Raw genomic sequence first — 16,454 nt, 5'->3', positions numbered from 1 at the left:
GGGCCACCTGCTGGGCCGCCCCTTCGGACGGCCCTGGACACCCTATGGGCGTCAGCGATCCGGCAGCCAGCCCACCTGGATCAGCGGCGCGCCACGCTTGCGCGAAACGAACGTGCCCCGGCCCGGAGGCATGGGCCGAGCCCGCACACTGCCCAGGATGTCGCCCTCACCCGGGTCCCCGGAGAGGATGACGCCCTGGGCGCCCAGCTCCTTGACCCGCTGCATGAACGTCTCGTACATCGCCCGTGACGCCCCCGCCGAACTACGGGCCACGATGAAGCGAATGCCCACATCGCGAGCGAACGGCAGGTGCTGCACCAACACCGACAGCGGATTGCCCGAGTTGGTGGCGACCAGTTCGTAGTCATCGATGATCACGAACAGTTGGGGACCCGTCCACCAACTGCGGTCCCGCAGCTGCTGCGGGGTGATGTCCGGCTTGGGCGCACGCTTGCCCATCACCGTACCGATGGCGTCCATGTGCATCTCCATGGCCGACGTCATCGGCGCGTACTCCAGGAGATGCGACGGGGCGACCGCCTCCAGCATGGTGCGCCGGTAGTCGCCCACCACGATCCTGGCCTGCTCCGGGGTGTATCGCTCGGTGATCTGCTTGGCGATCAGCCGCAGCAGCGCCGTCTTACCGGACTCGCTCTCACCGAAGACCAGGAAGAACGGATCGGTCTCGAAGTCGACGAACACCGGCTCCAGACTGGTCTCGTCGATACCGATCGCGATGCCGTGCTGCGGCTGCTCAAAGCCCTTGGGCAACTGCTCGGCGGGGAGCCTGCGCGGGAGCAGCCGGATGACCGGGGCCGGCGGCCCGCTCCAGTGGCTCTTCACCGACTGGACAAAGGCGGCGCAGCCTTCCGAGAGGTCGGTCGCCGAACTGACCGAGTCGATCCGCGGCAGCGCGGTCATGAAGTGCAGCTTCTCCGGGACCTGGCCACGACCGGGCACTCCGGTCGGAACGTTGGCCGCCACCTTGCGGTCGAACTCGGAGTCCATGACATCGCCGAGCCGTAGCTCCAACCGCCCCAGCATCTGGTCCTTCAGGGCCGCCCGCACCTCCATATAGCGCGCGGCGGTGATCACCACATGGATGCCGTAGCCAAGACCCCGCGAGGTCAGATCGGCGACGACCGGTTCCAACATCTCGTAGTCGTTCTTGAAGCCGCCCCAGCCGTCGATGACCAGGAAGACATCGCCCCAGGCCTCGCCGGGCAGATCACCCGCGGCCCGCCGACGGCGATAGGTGCCGATCGAGTCGATGCCGTTGGCGCGGAAGAACTCCTCGCGCCGGTTGAGCACGCCGAGCACCTCGGCGACCGCGCGCCGCACCCGCTCCGGGTCAAGCCGGGAGGCGACCCCGCCCACATGCGGGAGATCCGCCAGCGACGACAGACCGCCACCGCCGAAGTCCAGGCAGTAGAACTGCACTTCATGGGGGGTGTGGGTGAGCGCGAAGGACGAGACGAGCGTCCGCATCAGGGTGGACTTCCCGGACTGGGGGCCACCGACGATCATCATATGGCCGGCGGCTCCGGAGAAGTCCCGGTACAGCACCTCGCGCCGCTGCTCGAAGGGCTTGTCGATCAGACCCAGCGGAACGGTGAGACCACCCGGTCGGGTGTACTCGGTCGCGGTCAGCCCGCGGTCCGCGGTCGGCGCCAGCCCCGGCAGCAGTTGGTCCAGTGTGGGCGCCTGCTCCAGCGGCGGCAGCCACACCTGGTGCGCGGGCACCCCCTGCCCTTCCAGCCGGCGCACGATGACATCGAGCACGGTGTCCGCGTTCGCTTCGTCCTCCCCGCCGCGCGCCGCCGCCCCGGCGGTGGGGTCCGGGGCCGCGTACACCACCGGGACCGGGGTCGCGGTGAAGAGCGCGGGCCTTCGCTCGATGGGCAGCTGACCCGCTGAGAGATCCGGGCCGCCGGTGCGGTAGGTCCCGGAGACATACGCCGCCTTGAAGCGGGTCATCTCCTCCGTACCGAACTTCAGATAGCCCGACCCCGGCACCGACGGCAGATGGTAGGCGTCCGGCACCCCGATCGCCGCCCGGGACTCGGCCGCCGAGAACGTCCGCAGACCGATGCGGTACGACAGATAGGTGTCGAGGCCGCGGAGCTTGCCCTCTTCCAGCCGCTGGGACGCCAGCAGCAGATGCACCCCGAGTGAACGGCCGATCCGGCCGATCTGGATGAACATGTCGATGAAGTCGGGCTTGGCGGTGAGGAGTTCGGAGAACTCGTCGAGCACCAGCACCAGTGAGGCCAGCGGCTCCAGCGGAGCACCCGCGGCGCGTGCCTTCTCGTAGTCGTGGATGTTGGCGTAGTTGCCGGAGCGGTGGAGCAGTTCCTGCCGGCGCTGGAGCTCACCGCGGATCGCGTCTCCCATGCGGTCCACCAGCGTCAGATCGTCCGACAGGTTGGTGATCACGGCCGCCACATGCGGCATCTGCGACATGCCCGCGAAGGTCGCACCACCCTTGAAGTCGGCGAGTACGAAGTTCAAGGTCTCCGACGAATGGGTGACCGCGAGGCCGAGGACCAGGGTGCGCAGCAGCTCCGACTTGCCGGAACCGGTGGCGCCGACGCAGAGCCCGTGCGGACCCATGCCCTCCTGGGCCGCCTCCTTGAGGTCCAGCATCACCGGCTGGCCGTCCTCACCCACTCCGATCGGCACCCGCAGCCGCTCCGCCATGGACCGGGGCCGCCACGTACGGGCGACATCGACGCTCGCCGCGTCCCCCAGGTTCAGCAGATCGGTGAAGTCCAGATTGGCCAGCAGCGGCTCGTCGTCGTCCCCGCCACCGATCCGCAGCGGTGCCAACTGACGCGCCAGCGCCTCCGCGGCCGGCAGTGAGATCCCGTCCGGGACACCCTCGTACGCCACCCGGTGGCCGGACGCCAGGCGCAGTCTGCCCGGTCGCACCACGATCGACAGACCACCCCGCGGCTCATCGAGATCACCGGAGACCACCTCGATGATGGTCACTCCCTGCAAGCCCTCCGCCGCCGCGAACAGGGAATCCGGAGGCACCATCCCACCGTCGAGGACCACGACGACATGGGGCTGGTCGAGCACCGGCTGATTCTCCCGGCTGAACCGGGGCCGGCCCTCCAACCTGCTGTACAGCAGCTGTTCCAACTCGCCGAGGTCATCGCCGAACAGCCGCTTGGTGCCCGCCCCGTCGATCTGCCCCGGCACCTGGGTGTGCGGCAGCCACTTGGTCCAGTCCCAGCGTTCCACCGCACCCGGCATCGCCACCACGGCGACCATCAGGTCCTCGGGGGAGTGCAGTGTCACCAACTGGGTCACCAACGCCCGCGCGGCCGACTGCGCCGACTCGGGCTCCCCGGAAACCGTCAGATGGTAGAAGGCCCGCAGGGAGACCGCCATCGGCAGCCCGTCCAGCGAACCGTGCACCGCCAGGAACTGCTGCATCGCCCCCGCGGCCAACGGCTCCAGCTCATCCACGGGCGCCGTGTCCGGTGCGATGAGCGGCGTCGCCAACTGCTGGGCGCCGAGACCGACGCGGATCTGACCGAAATCATGGTCGCCGACCCGTCGCTCCCACACCCGCGACCCCTCGGCCACCAGCGACCAGAGCTGCTCCGGTTCGGGGTTCAGATACAGCTGTGCGTCCCGCTGCCTGCGGGCCGTCTTGCGGATCGTGCGCCGCGTCTGCGCGAGGTATTTGAGGTAGTCCCGCCGCACATCGGCCATTTGCCCCTGCGTACCGCGGCGGAATCTCACGACCTGGGCGATGACCATCGCCAGCGTTGACACCAGCATCAGCACACCCATGATGCGCATGAACGGAGGTGCCTGCGGCGAGAAGAAGAAGACCACCGACGACCCCATGCCGAGCACCGGCAGGATCTGCATCAACATGCCCTCTTGCTGCCCCCTGGGCAGCTCCGGAGGCGGCTCAAGAGCCAATGGATCAGTGGGCACTTCAGGCGGCAGGGACCTCGGCGGGCGTTTCACGACGATCAGGCTCACCGGAGCATCAATCCCTCAATACGGACGAAAAGCAGGTGCAGTTGAATGCAGGCGGGCAGCTTTCGTACCGACGCCCCCGTGAGCGGCGGGCCCCCTCCGCGCGACGGCGATCCTACTTGCAGACCAGCCCAAGATGTCCCGGTAGGGTGGCGCGCGCAGTGTGCGCAACCGCGAATCAGGGGGTCCAGACAGTGAGTACGACCACAGCGACCGGCTTCTGCCGTGTCACCGTCGTCGCGCCGGACAGCCGGATCGATGTCGCTCTTCCCGAGGACATCGCCGTAGCCGACGTCTACCCGGAGATCCTGCGGCTCACCGGCCAGACCCAGGCGGCCGGCACTCCCACCGGATTCCACCTCGTCCGCCGCGACGGCACCGTACTCGACGGCGCGCGCACCCTGGCCGCCCAGCAGATCCTGGACGGCGAAGTCCTCAGTCTGCGCCCGTTCGCCGAATCCCTCCCACCGGCCGTCTATGACGATGTGTCAGACGCCGTGGCGTCGGCCGTCCGCCGCGACCGCCACCTGTGGAGCGATGAACTCCTGCGCATCGCGGGCCAGCTCGGCGGAGTGGTGCTGCTGGTGCTGATGGGCTTCATCCTCTGGTTCGCCGACCCGGTCCACCACGACATGAACAGCCTGCCGGGGATCATCGCGGGCGCGGCCGGAGTCATCCTCACCGCCTTCGCCGGCGTCCGCGCCCGGGTCTACGCCGACCGCGCCAGCGCCGTCGCCCTCGGACTCGGCGCGCTGCCCCTGCTCCTGATCGCCGGCTCCGGCATCATCGCCCCCGACAGCGGCGACGGACCAGGACGACTCCAGTTCCTCCTCGGCTGCGTCACCGTCCTGGTCGCCTCGGTCGCCCTCGTCGCGCTCACCCCCAGCGGTGACGCGCCCTTCGTCGCCGCCACCTTCCTGAGCGCCACCGGCACCCTCGCCACCTTCATCGGCATCCTCACCGAGGCCACCGCCACCGAGACCGCGGCGGTCGTCGTCCCCGTCGCCATAGGGCTCGTCGCCTTCCTGCCCGGACTCTCCGCCCGCTTCGCCCGGCTCCCCATCGGCTACGCGTCACCCCGCAGCGCCGCCGAGGACGACTTCAACGCCGACCTCTCGGACCCCGCCGACCCCGGCGCCACGCCCGAACCGGTCGACGGCGAACGCATCGCCCTCCAGGCCCGCCGCGGCCATGAAATGCTCCTCGGCCTCGTCGGCGGCTGCGCGGCGGTCGTGGTCGGCTGCGCCGCCGTCCTCGGCTTCTCCAGCAGCTTCTGGGGCCAGCTGCTCGCCCTCGCCGCCGGCCTGGCGATGCTGCTGCGCGCCCGGCTCTTCCGCTACACCTCCCAGGTCGCCTGCGCCCTGGTCGCCGGCATCACCGCCATCGCACTCCTGGTCATCGGCCTCTCCCTCAACCCGCCGCTCGACCTGGTCAAGGACCTCGTGATGTACGGGGACCGCGGCGGACTCGACATCCGTACGGTCTGGCTCACCGCGGCCGTCGCCACCGGCGCCGCACTGATCACCGCCATCGGCCTCGTCATCCCGAAGAAGGGCCTGTCACCCTTCTGGGGCAGACTGCTCGACCTCACCGAGGGCCTCGTACTGCTCTCACTCGTCCCGCTCTGCCTCGCGGTCCTCGACGTGTACGCCGCCGCACGCTCCCTGACCAGCTAGGCGGCCCCTTTCCCGGCGGTAGCTGCGGGGGCTGGTCCGGACGCCCACAAAGGGGCTGGTACGCTGGGTGACGGCCGTTTGTGTACGCGCCCCCGGTTCTCTCTGGGAGCAGCGCCCATCGCGCCTTCGCCTGCGAGTAACGGAAGCCCCCCTGAGAACAAGACCAGGGGCACTCGTGGGCGCATCGAACACCACAGAGGAGTACCGAGTGTCTCTCGACGCCGCTACGAAGAAGCAGATCTTTACCGAGTTCGGCACCAAGGAGGGCGACACCGGCTCCCCCGAGGTCCAGGTCGCCATGCTCTCGCGCCGGATCTCGGACCTGACCGAGCACCTCAAGACGCACAAGCACGACCACCACTCCCGTCGTGGTCTGCTGATCCTGGTTGGCCAGCGTCGCCGTCTGCTGCAGTACCTGGCCAAGAAGGACATCCAGCGCTTCCGTACGCTGGTCGACCGCCTCGGCATCCGCCGCGGTGCGGCCGGCGGTGCCAAGTAAGACGCCACGTGGAGGGAGCGGTTCCCCCGTAACAAGGGGACCGCTCCCTTTGCTGTACGTGCGCGACATACCACCCGGCATTTACTCTGGTGTGGTCACACAAAGCAAGAGTGACGCCCCAGCGCACGACCCCCAGCACTACCCCTAGCACCACTGAATGTGCGAGAAGCCGACTCGCCGCCGCCGGTCCTCGGTAGTGGCTCCCGGAAACCGGACCACCGGTGCCCCCGGGTGCTTCGATCGAAGACCGGCCCCAGGCACGAGAGCTTCTCCGCCACGTCCCCCCGCCACACGGGCGCCGGGACACAAGACGCAAAGTAACGGAGAAATCACTAGTGGAGAACGAGACCCACTACGCCGAGGCCGTCATTGACAACGGTTCCTTCGGCACCCGCACCATCCGCTTCGAGACGGGCCGCCTGGCCAGGCAGGCCGCCGGCTCCGCCGTGGCGTATCTGGACGACGACACCATGGTGCTGTCGGCCACCACCGCTTCCAAGAAGCCCAAGGACCAGCTGGACTTCTTCCCCCTGACGGTCGACGTCGAGGAGCGGATGTACGCGGCCGGCAAGATCCCCGGCTCCTTCTTCCGCCGCGAGGGCCGGCCCTCCGAGGACGCGATCCTCACCTGCCGCCTGATCGACCGCCCGCTGCGCCCCTCCTTCAAGAAGGGTCTGCGCAACGAGATCCAGGTCGTCGCGACGATCATGGCGCTCAACCCCGACCACCTGTACGACGTCGTGGCCATCAACGCCGCCTCGGCCTCCACCCAGCTGGCCGGTCTGCCCTTCTCCGGTCCGATCGGCGGCGTCCGCGTCGCACTGATCAAGGGCCAGTGGGTCGCCTTCCCGACGCACACCGAGCTGGAGGACGCCGTCTTCGACATGGTCGTCGCCGGCCGTGCCCTCGAAGACGGCGATGTCGCGATCATGATGGTCGAGGCCGAGGCGACCGAGAAGACCATCGCGCTGGTCAAGGGCGGTGCCGAGGCTCCGACCGAGGAGATCGTCGCCGCTGGTCTGGACGCCGCGAAGCCCTTCATCAAGGTCCTCTGCAAGGCCCAGGCCGACCTCGCCGCCAAGGCCGCCAAGCCGGTCGGCGAGTTCCCGGTCTTCCTGGACTACCAGGACGACGTGTACGAGGCACTGTCCTCGGCCGTCAAGGACGAGCTGACCCAGGCGCTCACCATCGCGGGCAAGCAGGACCGCGAGAGCGAGCTGGACCGCGTCAAGGAGCTCGCGGCCGAGAAGCTGCTCCCGGCCTTCGAAGGCCGCGAGAAGGAGATCTCCGCCGCCTACCGCAGCCTGACCAAGGCCCTGGTGCGCGAGCGCGTCATCAAGGACAAGGTCCGCATCGACGGCCGTGGCATCACGGACATCCGTACGCTGGCCGCCGAGGTCGAGGCGATCCCGCGCGTCCACGGCTCCGCGCTGTTCGAGCGTGGCGAGACCCAGATCCTGGGCGTCACCACCCTGAACATGCTCCGCATGGAGCAGCAGCTGGACACCCTTTCCCCGGTGACCCGCAAGCGCTACATGCACAACTACAACTTCCCGCCGTACTCCGTCGGTGAGACCGGCCGCGTGGGCTCGCCCAAGCGCCGCGAGATCGGCCACGGCGCGCTCGCCGAGCGCGCGATCGTGCCCGTCCTGCCGACCCGCGAGGAGTTCCCCTACGCGATCCGCCAGGTCTCCGAGGCCCTCGGCTCCAACGGCTCCACCTCCATGGGCTCGGTCTGCGCCTCCACCATGTCGCTGCTGAACGCCGGTGTGCCGCTGAAGGCCCCCGTCGCCGGTATCGCCATGGGCCTGATCTCCCAGGAGATCGACGGCCAGACGCACTACGTCGCCCTCACCGACATCCTCGGTGCGGAGGACGCCTTCGGTGACATGGACTTCAAGGTCGCCGGTACGAAGGAATTCGTCACCGCCCTCCAGCTCGACACCAAGCTGGACGGCATCCCCGCCTCCGTCCTGGCCGCGGCCCTCAAGCAGGCCCGCGACGCTCGCCTCCACATCCTCGACGTGATGATGGAAGCGATCGACACCCCGGACGAGATGTCCCCCAACGCCCCGCGGATCATCACCGTCAAGATCCCCGTGGACAAGATCGGCGAGGTCATCGGCCCGAAGGGCAAGATGATCAACCAGATCCAGGAGGACACCGGCGCCGAGATCACGATCGAGGACGACGGCACCATCTACATCGGTGCCGCCGACGGCCCGGCCGCCGAGGCCGCCCGCGCCACGATCAACAGCATCGCCAACCCGACCATGCCGGAGGTCGGCGAGCGCTACCTGGGCACGGTCGTCAAGACGACCACCTTCGGTGCGTTCGTCTCGCTGCTCCCCGGCAAGGACGGTCTGCTGCACATCTCGCAGATCCGCAAGCTCGCCGGTGGCAAGCGCGTGGAGAACGTCGAGGACGTGCTCGCGGTCGGTTCCAAGGTCCAGGTCGAGATCGCCGAGATCGACTCCCGCGGCAAGCTCTCCCTGATCCCCGTGATCGACGGCGAGTCCGACGCCGGCGGCTCCGAGGACAAGGACGACGCTGCCAAGTGACGTCGCGCAGCTCACGAGCGACGGCCCGCCCCTCTTCGAAGGCGCGGGCCGTCGCCCGTACCCAAACACTTCTGCAGGGTGAGAACGGCATCGGCACCGTCCGCCGCACCACCCTCCCCGGCGGTCTGCGGATCGTCACCGAGACCCTGCCGTCCGTACGCTCCGCCACCTTCGGCATCTGGGCGCACGTCGGCTCCCGCGATGAGACGCCGTCCCTGAACGGCGCCACCCACTATCTGGAGCACCTCCTCTTCAAGGGCACCAAGCGCCGCTCCGCCCTGGACATCTCCTCGGCGATCGACGCGGTCGGCGGTGAGATGAACGCCTTCACGGCGAAGGAGTACACCTGCTACTACGCGCGGGTCCTCGACACCGATCTACCGCTCGCCATCGACGTGGTCTGCGACATGCTCACCGGCTCCCTGATCCTCCAGGAGGACGTGGACGCCGAGCGCGGGGTGATCCTCGAGGAGATCGCCATGACCGAGGACGACCCGGGCGACTGCGTGCACGACCTCTTCGCCCACACCATGCTCGGCGACACCCCCCTGGGCCGCCCGGTCCTCGGCACCGTCGACACGGTGAACGCGCTCACCGCCGACCGGGTCCGCCGCTTCTACCAGAAGCACTACGACCCCACCCATCTGGTGGTCGCGGCCGCGGGCAATGTCGACCACGCCACCGTCGTGCGCCAGGTCCGCCGCGCCTTCGAGAAGGCCGGCGCCCTGACCGTCACGGACGCGGTCCCCCTCGCCCCCCGCGACGGACACCGCTCGGTACGCACCGCCGGCAAGGTCGAACTGCTGGGCCGCAAGACCGAGCAGGCCCATGTGGTCCTCGGGATGCCGGGTCTCGCCCGTACCGATGACCGCCGCTGGGCGCTGGGCGTACTGAACACCGCACTCGGCGGCGGTATGTCCTCCCGCCTCTTCCAGGAGGTACGGGAGAAGCGCGGCCTCGCCTACAGCGTGTACTCGTACACCACGGGCTTCGCCGACTGCGGACTCTTCGGCGTCTACGCCGGCTGCCGCCCGAACCAGGTCCACGACGTCCTCAAGATCTGCCGGGACGAACTGGACCGAGCGGCGTCCGACGGGCTCACGGACGACGAGATCGGCCGCGCCATCGGCCAGCTCTCCGGCTCCACCGTCCTCGGCCTCGAAGACACCGGCGCGCTGATGAACCGTATCGGCAAGAGCGAGCTGTGCTGGGGAACCCAGATGTCCGTCGATGAGATGCTGGCCCGGATAGCCGCCGTCACCCCGGACGAGGTACGCGATGTCGCGTCCGAGGTCCTGGGGCACCGCCCCTCACTCGCGGTGATCGGCCCACTGAAGGACCGCCAGGCGGACCGGCTCCAAGAAGCGGTCTCCTAACCACACGATCACCACCCGAGTCACCACACGAGGGAAAGAAACGCATGAGCAAGCTGCGCGTGGCAGTCATCGGCGCCCGGGGCCGTATCGGCTCCGAAGCGGTACGTGCCGTCGAAGCCGCCGACGACCTGGAACTCGTCGCCGCCCTCGGCCGGGGGGACGAACTGGAGACCCTGGCCGAAGCGGGCGCCGAGGTCGTGGTCGAGCTGACCACACCGGACTCGGTGATGGGCAACCTCGACTACTGCGTCGGCCAGGGAATGCACGCGGTCGTCGGTACCACCGGCTGGACCGATGACCGCCTCGCGCAGCTGAACGGCTGGCTCGCCGCCTCGCCGAGGACCGGAGTGCTGATCGCGCCGAACTTCTCCATCGGCGCGGTCCTCACCATGAAGTTCGCCCAGCAGGCGGCCCGCTACTTCGAGTCCGCCGAGGTCATCGAACTCCACCACCCGAACAAGGCGGACGCCCCCAGCGGCACCGCCACCCGCACCGCGCAACTGATCGCGGCGGCCCGCGCGGAGGCCGGCTGCGCCCCGCAGCCGGACGCGACGGTCACCGCACTCGACGGCGCCCGCGGCGCGGACGTCGACGGTGTCCCGGTCCACGCGATCCGGCTGCGCGGTCTGCTGGCCCACCAGGAGGTCCTGCTCGGCGGCGAGGGCGAGACCCTGACCATCCGGCATGACTCCCTGCACCACAGCAGCTTTATGCCAGGCATCGTGCTCGGCGTTCGACGCGTAGTGTCCACCCCGGGCCTCACCTTCGGCCTGGAACACTTCCTCGATCTGGCCTGAGGGCTCTGCACCCATGCGCGCGAAGATCACTTACCTTGTCCTGGCTGCCGCCCTGGTCGTCTACTTCGTCCTGGTCGGCAGCAGGGGCGTGATGCTCCTCCAGCAGGGCACTCTGATCACCGTCACCTTCGGGGTGGCGGTGCTGATCCTGCCGGTGATCGGTATCTGGTTCCTCTGGAAGAACACCCAGTTCGTGACCAGGGCCAACCGTCTCGCCACCGAACTGGAGGCCGAGGGCGGCCTCCCGGTGGACGAGTTGGTACGCCTGCCCAGCGGCAGGATCGACCGCGATTCCGCGGACCAGGTCTTCGCCCGGCGCCGCGCCGAGACGGAGGCCGCCCCCGACGACTGGCGCAACTGGTTCCGTCTCGCCGTCGCCTACCACGACGCTCGCGACACCCCCCGTGCCCGCAAGGCGATGCAACGGGCGATCACCCTCCACGCGGCGACCCCGAAGGCGACCCAGAAGTAGTCCCCGCTGGATCAGTGGAGTCGGCCTCGCCCGGGTGTACGGCGTAGGCCCGGGCGGCACATCGGAGATACCCCGCCCCGAAACGCGTCGCAAGAACCAGCCCCGCCGGCGCTGGGCCACGGGAGCGCGGCCCCGCCTCACGCCTTCTGGTACTCCGACCCCCACGCCTCAACGGTGTCCGCCGCCCGATCGAAAGCCTCGACGCGCGACAGGAAGTCCGCGTTGTGGTCGGTCAGCAGGAGTAGCGGCTCGCTCGACCCCTTCCGTACGAGAAGGAGCGCCTGCCCCTGGACGGTCCGGGGCAGCCCCAGCCACCGCACGGGCTGCTGTGCCGTCCGTACCTCCGCGATCTGGTCCCACGCCACCGTGGTCGTGATGAGGAGCGCCACCCGCCGCAGCCCATGGCGGCTCACCCACACACCCATCCGCAGAAGTCGCAGCGCCGCGGCGATCACGGTGAGCCCCAGCGCCATACACACGGCGGCCCCACCCAGCTCACCGGCGAAAGCGGTGATCATCCCGGCGATGAGCACAAAAGAGGCGAGGAGGAGCAGCACCGCGGCTGTTCCCACCCGCCAGGGCCCGGGACGGTAGGGCCGCCGCCAAAGGTCATGATCGTCGAAGGGCAGCGCAACATCGTCCGCGTTCGCGTCAAATGTGCGATCCGCCGTCAGAAAGGGCAAGGGCACGACTGATCCTCACTCACCAGCACACGGGGATGGGGCTGTGACGGGTGAGGCTACCGAGGTGTCCCTCGACCGACCACCCCAGGGGGGCCGTACGAGTCAGCGCCGCTCGGTGGCCTCGGACTGCTGGCCGTGAGCCGGCACCGCGCTGGACTCCAGCGAGGGCATCCCCAGGAGCAGTGAACCGACGAGACCGGCGACGACGGTCAGCCCGATCAGCGTACGACCGCCGAGCTGAGAGATACTCGGGCGTTCCCGTGGCGGTGGAGTGACGTTACTGCGGAAGTTGTTCTGCTCGGCTACGAACGAAAACGGGACGGCCTCCCGCCGGCGGAACATCAGGAACTCTCCTTGATTCGGACTCGGTGCTGTCACACCTATAGACGTATGGAAGGCCGAATCGGTGCCCGATTTCGCCGGGCGGATCGAAGGACGCCGGCCCTCATCCCGTACGAAACGGCGGGCGAAGGTTGCTGGACCGGCTGAAACATGCTGGTCAATCGGGTCTCGCCGGCCAAGGGCCGACGAAGGAGGGGCGAAGGGGTGGACTAGAGTGGTCGCCGCCCACGCAGCCCTTGGAAGGACCCTCCTGGTGACCGACACTCCCGACGAGTCCGCACCCCCCAGCTTCCGCGCCGATGTCAGCGTCGAGCTGGTGAAGCACGCCGCGCAGGACTCCGATGTGCTCTGGGCCGCGCGCGTCTCCACGGCTGGTGAACAGTCCTTGGCGGAGCTGCAGAAGGACCCCGAGCGCTCCAAGGGGCTCATCAACTACCTGATGCGCGACCGTCACGGCAGCCCCTTCGAGCACAACTCGATGACGTTCTTCATCAGCGCCCCGATCTTCGTCTTCCGCGAGTTCATGCGCCACCGGGTGGGCTGGTCGTACAACGAGGAGTCCGGCCGTTACCGGGAGCTCCAGCCGGTCTTCTACGTACCCGGTCAGGACCGCAAACTGGTGCAGGAGGGCCGCCCGGGCAAGTACGTCTTCATCGACGGCACCCCCGAGCAGCACAAGGTCGTCAGTGAGGCGATGGAAGACTCCTACCGACGGTCGTACGAGACCTACCAGGAGATGCTCGCCGCCGGTATCGCCCGCGAGGTCGCCCGCGCGGTCCTGCCCGTGGGCCTCTTCTCCTCCATGTACGCGACCTGCAACGCCCGCTCGCTGATGCACTTCCTCGGTCTGCGCACCCAGCACGAACAGGCGAAGGTCCCGTCCTTCCCGCAGCGGGAGATCGAGATGGTCGGCGAGCGGATGGAAGAGCACTGGGCCCAGCTGATGCCGCTCACCCATTCCGCCTTCAACGCGAATGGCCGTATCGCACCCTGAGCCACCGGAACCCCGTGTTTTGTATGTCTCTCGTTCTGCGACCCAAGGGGTGGCCCGGGCCTGACACCTGGGCGGGGCGGCGAGACAGATGTACGGATTCACCCGGCGAAGTGTCCACATTGCGGTGTTTCGTGAAGTTCATCTAGGCTGATCAAACGGACCCGGCACTGCCTGAACCCCCGAGCAGGCAGTGCCGGGTTCCTTAGGTCACGTCGTACGTCACGCCCCCTCAAGGGACACAGTGTGCTGAGCAACGAGTAGCGTGTTACCCATGGCTCCGATCTCCACTCCGCAGACCCCCTTCGGGCGGGTCCTCACCGCCATGGTCACGCCATTCACGGCGGACGGCGCACTCGACATCGACGGCGCACAGCGTCTGGCGGCCCATCTGGTGGACGCAGGCAATGACGGCCTCGTCATCAACGGCACCACCGGAGAATCGCCCACCACCAGCGACGCGGAGAAAGACCAGCTCGTACGAGCCGTACTGGAAGCGGTCGGAGATCGCGCGCAGGTCGTGGCCGGTATCGGCACCAACGACACCCGCCACAGCATGGAACTGGCCCGCACGGCCGAGCGCGCCGGCGCACACGGCCTGCTCGCGGTGACGCCGTACTACAACAAGCCCCCTCAAGAGGGTTTGCTCCGCCACTTCTCGGCCATCGCCGACGCCACCGAGCTGCCGGTGATGCTCTATGACATCCCTGGCCGCAGTGGCGTCCCGATCGACACCGAGACCATCGTCCGGCTCGCCGAACACCCCAGGATCGTCGCGAACAAGGACGCCAAGGGCGATCTCGGGCGCGCCAGCTGGGCCATCGCCCGGAGCGGCCTGGCCTGGTACTCCGGCGACGACATGCTCAACCTCCCCTTGCTGTCGGTCGGCGCGATCGGCTTTGTCTCCGTCGTCGGCCATGTCGTCACCCCTGAGCTGCGCTCCCTGGTCGATGCCCATGCCAACGGTGACGTCCAGAAGGCCACCGAGATCCATCAGCGTCTGCTCCCCGTTTTCACGGGTATGTTCCGGACACAGGGCGTCATCACCACCAAGGCCGCCCTCGCTCTTCTCGGCCTCCCGTCCGGTCCCCTCAGGCTCCCCCTCGTGGAGCTGTCCCCGGAGGAGACGGCCCAGCTGAAGATCGACCTCAGCGCTGGTGGGGTACAGCTCTGACCACACACTTCACAACTGAATAAGCCAAGTGAACCGATCGACAACGATCGGGTACAGAAACAGCAAGTGCACGAATGTCACGTACGCCACGTGTCCTCAGCGGCACGTGGCGTACGTGGTGAGGAGAGTCTTTTGAGCCATCCGCATCCCGAACTCGGCCCCCCGCCGAAGCTCACCAAGGGTGGACTACGCGTCACCCCGCTGGGCGGGCTCGGTGAGATCGGTCGGAACATGACGGTCTTCGAAGTCGACGGCCGATTGCTTGTCGTCGACTGCGGTGTTCTCTTCCCCGAGGAGGAGCAGCCCGGAATCGACCTGATCCTGCCCGACTTCACCACCATCAGAGATCGCCTCGACGACGTCGAGGGGATCGTCCTCACCCATGGTCACGAGGACCACATCGGTGGTGTCCCCTTCCTGCTCCGGCTGAAGCCGGACATCCCCCTGATCGGCTCCAAGCTGACCCTCGCACTGATCGAGGCGAAGCTCCAGGAGCATCGCATCCGGCCGTACACCCTTGAGGTCTCCGAGGGGAACCGCGAGCGCATCGGACCCTTCGACTGCGAGTTCATCGCCGTCAACCACTCCATTCCGGACGCTCTCGCGGTCGCCATTCGCACCCCCGCGGGGATGGTGGTCCACACCGGCGACTTCAAGATGGACCAGCTGCCGCTGGACAACAGGCTCACTGACCTGCACGCCTTCGCCCGGCTCAGCGAGGAGGGCATCGATCTTCTGCTGTCCGACTCGACCAATGCCGAGGTCCCGGGCTTTGTCCCGCCTGAGCGCGAGATCTCCAATGTGCTGCGCCAGGTGTTCGCGAACGCCCAGAAGCGGATCATCGTGGCGAGCTTCGCCAGCCATGTGCACCGCATCCAGCAGATTCTCGACGCGGCGCATGAGTACGGCCGCCGGGTCGCGTTCGTCGGTCGCTCCATGGTCCGCAACATGGGCATCGCCCGCGATCTCGGCTACCTGCGCGTTCCCGCCGGTCTCGTCGTGGACCTCAAGACGCTCGACGATCTGCCGGACCACCAGGTGGTCCTGGTCTGTACGGGCTCACAAGGCGAGCCGATGGCAGCCCTGTCCCGGATGGCCAACCGCGACCACCAGATCCGTATCGTCCAAGGCGACACGGTGATCCTGGCGTCCTCCCTGATCCCGGGCAACGAGAACGCGGTCTACCGCGTGATCAACGGCCTCACCCGGTGGGGCGCGAACGTCATCCACAAGGGCAACGCCAAGGTCCATGTGTCCGGCCATGCCTCGGCGGGCGAGCTGCTGTACTTCTACAACATCTGCAAGCCCAAGAACCTGATGCCGGTCCATGGCGAATGGCGTCACCTTCGGGCGAACGCGGAGCTCGGCGCGCTCACCGGGGTTCCCAAGGACCGCATCGTCATCGCCGAGGACGGCGTCGTGGTCGACCTCATCGACGGCAAGGCCAGGATCGTCGGCAAGGTCCAGGCCGGCTATGTCTATGTGGACGGCCTCTCGGTCGGCGATGTCACCGAGTCCTCCCTCAAGGACCGACGCATCCTCGGAGACGAGGGCTTCATCTCCGTCTTCGTGGTCGTCGACTCCACCACCGGCAAGGTCGTGGGCGGTCCTCATGTGCAGGCCCGCGGCTCCGGCATCGACGACGCGGCTTTCGGCGATGTGCTCCCGAAGATCGAGGACGCGATCGCCAAGTCGGCTTCCGACGGCGTCGTGGAACCGCATCAACTCCAGCAGTTGGTACGGCGCGCGGTGGGCAAGTGGGTCTCCGACACCTACCGGCGCCGCCCGATGATCCTCCCCGTGGTGGTCGAGGTCTGACAGCCTGACGTCGCGCTTCCTGGAGCGGAGCGCCTCGATTTGCATCGAGGCGCTCCGCTCCAG

At 68.1% G+C, this 16,454-nt stretch carries 12 protein-coding genes; 9 read left to right on the top strand and 3 right to left on the bottom strand.

From position 1 onward, the window contains the following. Positions 1 to 51 precede the first annotated feature (51 nt). A complete protein-coding gene (eccCa, locus tag NBG84_RS32110) occupies positions 52 to 4,005 on the bottom strand; it encodes a type VII secretion protein EccCa (protein ID WP_250923201.1) in 3,954 nt (1,317 codons plus the stop codon). Between the two features lie 191 nt (positions 4,006 to 4,196). On the opposite strand from eccCa, the gene eccD reads away from it, so the two are divergent. From eccD to NBG84_RS32080, 6 genes are all read left to right on the top strand, one after another. After that, positions 4,197 to 5,678, top strand: coding sequence for a type VII secretion integral membrane protein EccD (gene eccD, locus NBG84_RS32105; protein WP_250923200.1), 1,482 nt, complete (start codon positions 4,197 to 4,199; stop codon positions 5,676 to 5,678). A 208-nt stretch (positions 5,679 to 5,886) separates the two neighbouring features. Continuing rightward, positions 5,887 to 6,177, top strand: a complete 291-nt coding sequence (rpsO, locus tag NBG84_RS32100; protein WP_250923199.1) for a 30S ribosomal protein S15 — start codon at positions 5,887 to 5,889, stop codon at positions 6,175 to 6,177. Positions 6,178 to 6,512: 335 nt separating this feature from the next. Next, positions 6,513 to 8,738: a polyribonucleotide nucleotidyltransferase gene (locus NBG84_RS32095; protein ID WP_250923198.1), complete on the top strand. Its 2,226-nt coding sequence runs from the start codon at positions 6,513 to 6,515 to the stop codon at positions 8,736 to 8,738. After that, entirely contained in the window at positions 8,735 to 10,114 is a 1,380-nt protein-coding gene (locus tag NBG84_RS32090; RefSeq protein WP_250923197.1) for a M16 family metallopeptidase, read from the top strand. The genes NBG84_RS32095 and NBG84_RS32090 overlap by 4 nt, the downstream gene beginning before the upstream one ends. Positions 10,115 to 10,158: 44 nt before the next feature. After that, on the top strand, positions 10,159 to 10,911 hold the full coding sequence (gene dapB / locus NBG84_RS32085; protein WP_250923196.1) for a 4-hydroxy-tetrahydrodipicolinate reductase: 753 nt from the start codon (positions 10,159 to 10,161) through the stop codon (positions 10,909 to 10,911). A gap of 13 nt (positions 10,912 to 10,924) precedes the next feature. Then, positions 10,925 to 11,383: a tetratricopeptide repeat protein gene (locus NBG84_RS32080; protein WP_250923195.1), complete on the top strand. Its 459-nt coding sequence runs from the start codon at positions 10,925 to 10,927 to the stop codon at positions 11,381 to 11,383. 137 nt (positions 11,384 to 11,520) lie between these two features. Here the strand turns inward: NBG84_RS32080 and NBG84_RS32075 are convergent, their stop codons facing one another. Continuing rightward, positions 11,521 to 12,072, bottom strand: coding sequence for a hypothetical protein (locus tag NBG84_RS32075; RefSeq protein WP_250923194.1), 552 nt, complete (start codon positions 12,070 to 12,072; stop codon positions 11,521 to 11,523). Positions 12,073 to 12,168: 96 nt separating this feature from the next. Further along, positions 12,169 to 12,408, bottom strand: a complete 240-nt coding sequence (locus NBG84_RS32070) for a hypothetical protein (protein ID WP_250923193.1) — start codon at positions 12,406 to 12,408, stop codon at positions 12,169 to 12,171. 253 nt (positions 12,409 to 12,661) lie between these two features. On the opposite strand from NBG84_RS32070, the gene thyX reads away from it, so the two are divergent. The 3 genes from thyX to NBG84_RS32055 all read left to right on the top strand — a co-directional run bounded on the left by thyX (position 12,662) and on the right by NBG84_RS32055 (position 16,391). Further along, on the top strand, positions 12,662 to 13,402 hold the full coding sequence (gene thyX, locus NBG84_RS32065; RefSeq protein ID WP_250923192.1) for an FAD-dependent thymidylate synthase: 741 nt from the start codon (positions 12,662 to 12,664) through the stop codon (positions 13,400 to 13,402). A 271-nt stretch (positions 13,403 to 13,673) separates the two neighbouring features. Beyond that, positions 13,674 to 14,573, top strand: a complete 900-nt coding sequence (dapA, locus tag NBG84_RS32060; protein WP_250923191.1) for a 4-hydroxy-tetrahydrodipicolinate synthase — start codon at positions 13,674 to 13,676, stop codon at positions 14,571 to 14,573. A gap of 132 nt (positions 14,574 to 14,705) precedes the next feature. After that, positions 14,706 to 16,391 carry a ribonuclease J gene (locus tag NBG84_RS32055; protein ID WP_250923190.1) on the top strand — a complete coding sequence of 562 codons (1,686 nt, stop codon included), beginning with the start codon at positions 14,706 to 14,708 and terminating at the stop codon, positions 16,389 to 16,391. Positions 16,392 to 16,454 lie beyond the last annotated feature (63 nt).

The sequence above is a fragment of the Streptomyces albipurpureus genome, assembly GCF_023701525.1.
Lineage (GTDB): Bacteria > Actinomycetota > Actinomycetes > Streptomycetales > Streptomycetaceae > Streptomyces > Streptomyces albipurpureus.
The sequence above is the reverse complement of the archived record's forward strand: the minus strand, read 5'-3'. Positions and strand labels throughout refer to the sequence as shown.